The organism is Methanobrevibacter thaueri (assembly GCF_015062905.1).
Lineage (GTDB): Archaea > Methanobacteriota > Methanobacteria > Methanobacteriales > Methanobacteriaceae > Methanocatella > Methanocatella thaueri_A.
On record NZ_SUTK01000099.1, the window covers coordinates 1 to 2,732 of the forward strand.

Here is a 2,732-nt window from a genome sequence, read left to right on the forward strand (position 1 = left end):
AAATTGCTAAATTATCTTCTTCAACATCATCATTTCCAGGGGTTAATGAAAATGCTCCAACAGATGGAATAATCAATTCAGACTCTCTAAATCTTTTTGTTTTGCTTCCAGGATATAACACATATGACCCTTCAGTTTGTAAAATAGAATCTTTATAAGTGTGCATTTTATATATATCTCCATCTTTAAAGACATATTCCTTTTCTTCAAGTTCATCTCTTTTATTGATTTCTTTATCTAACTCTTCATTGGATTTTCCAATTTTTGAGTAAAAATCGATGATTTCAAGTTCTGAACGGTATTTGGCATCGAAATGAATATAATGCATATGTTCACCGATTGTGACCATTAATGTGTAATCTGGTCTAAAAGCAAGTGAATATGATCTGTATGGAGAATTATCTGAAAATCTTAAATTGTAAAACAGTTTGATTTTAATGTCATTGCCATCGAAATTTAATTTAAAGTTTTTTGCTGATTGAACTCCTTTTTTAATAGTTATAGACCAGTTGTCTTTATTGATTTTGAAAACATCTTCAAAACTTATTTTATCAACGCTTAATTCATTTAATACTTTTAATAGTTTGAAATAACACCAATATTCATATAACTCTGATAATTTTTTCTCAAATCCTTTAAATTGATCATTTACTTCATCCCAACTTAACCTGAATGAAAATTCAAGCATTAAAAAGTAATGAAATATTTCTCTGTAACCCTCCTTTTTCTGCAAAATTTGGGAGTTGAAGGGAACATAGTCCATTGCTGAGATATGATTAAAGAATTTGTTTGACAGATAATATTCAATTTCATCTCTAAAATACAATAATTTATCTTTAATGTATCCTTCTTTTGAGCTTTCAAGTAATTTTTCAACCAGATTTTGAATCAATTCCAAAAAGTATTTGAAAAATCTGTTTTCGGGAATGTCAATAATATCCTCATGCTTGATTTGGTCTATATCACGAGGAATATAACCATTTAATTTGTTAACAATACCAAAATCAGCATCAGACTCGAACAAATTGCTGGGTTTTGATACAATATTTCTTAAAGTATTCTGATTAATATTTGATGCCAATGACAATGGTACTGTTTCAACATGGCTTTTGAGTTGTGAATGCAGATTTTTAGACAAATATTCAAATATTGACGGTAAGTTGTCCTCTCTAAACAAATATTCCAAAAACATGAAATCTTCATAATATGTTTCCTTCTGATTATAATCAAGTTCAAATTCCTGATACAATGGGGAATTTACTTCAAAAATTAGGCTTAATGCATGTTGGGATAAATCAGCTATCATTGCTGAATATTGGGTAAAATAATCTATTTTTTTAGATCTAACTTCAATAGGAATTTTAATTGAATTAATTCCATTTTTTCTTACATCCAAAAATGATTTGCCGACGTAACTTCTGAAATTTAGTGTTCCAGCTATTTTAAATTTGTTATTGTCTCCCAAATCAAATCTGAATGGTTTAAAATGACTGTCATTCATTTTGACAAGTGAATATAATACATCATAACTTGCATTAACATCTTGGGATTCAAATAATATCTGATATTCTGTTTCCTCTAAAAACATCAATTTGGCAAAATTTGTGGAGATGTTTTCACAATATTGGATTGGAGTTTCATTATCGGGGTTGTCAACAAAGGGAATGTTTTCCAATGTTATCGATGAAGATAATTTCTCTTTTGATTCTTTATCCAATCTGTAATCAATAGAGCTGACACTCAGCATTCCAATTTCACTGGAGTTCTCATCAGTTAAATGAATAATAACTTTTTGCTCAATCATCTGAATCCTTAATTTATAAATGAAACATATCTTTGGTCTGATAATACTTTAGACATGTTTTGAAGCTTTAAGGCAGAAGTGTAATATCTGCAATTGTTTTTGTTAATGTCAAAGTTTTTAGGGTTTTCGTTATTGTTTCTCTCTTCCAAACAAAGATTGAATAAACTAGTCAGGACATTACCAATAGCCTTTTCAGATCCATGTAATTTTGGAAGGATTTTTTGTTTTATTTGTGCATCAAAATATCTTTCCCAATTGTTCCATTCATCAGGAGAGTTTTCATATCTCCATGCCACTATCATAAACCTCAATATTTCATTGATTACTCTAAATCCAAAGTCAAAACTTGAATCTTTAAGGTTTTCTTGAAGCACAGTAAGTTCCATTGCCAATGTTTCCCATAGTGTATCGCCATTGTAATTGATGTTTGACAATATTTGCTTTAAATCATCAATGTTTAAGTTGGATATTTCTGAATCGATTAACGGGGATTGTAAATAATCAATATTTCCTTTGAAATCGTCATCACTTGTATCAGATACCATATAATCCCAAGCGGTTAACGTTTCAAATTCTATTGTATTTGCTCTGTCTAGAACTTTAGGTGAAAACATGTAGGTTGTTTCATCAACATTGACTGTTCCAATAGTAAAAAGATTATCTGGAAGATTTAATGATTCATTATTGCCGTATAGTGGAATTTCTTCATAGCTTTCAATAGCTGATAGGAAATCTGCAAAATATCTTTCGACATGAGATAAATTCATTTCATCTAAAATAAGGAAATATGGATGGTTTGGGTCGTCTTGAGCTTGTTTAATTAATTTATAAGCGGGTGTTGGTTGATAATCTTCTGTAATTACATTATAATAACCCACAATGTTGGTGTTGTCTGTCCAATTGGCTCCAACTGGGACAATGATATATT

At 29.6% G+C, this 2,732-nt stretch carries 2 protein-coding genes; both read right to left on the bottom strand.

Going from position 1 to position 2,732, the window contains the following annotated elements; translation table 11 throughout:
* The coding region (locus tag E7Z79_RS09650) for a DUF2357 domain-containing protein (RefSeq protein ID WP_303739726.1) at nt 1-1,804 on the bottom strand (1,804 nt) is incomplete at its 3' end.
* Nucleotides 1,805-1,812: 8 nt separating this feature from the next.
* Nucleotides 1,813-2,732 (bottom strand): McrB family protein (locus E7Z79_RS09655; RefSeq protein ID WP_369693448.1); only part of this gene is annotated, 920 nt, incomplete at its 5' end.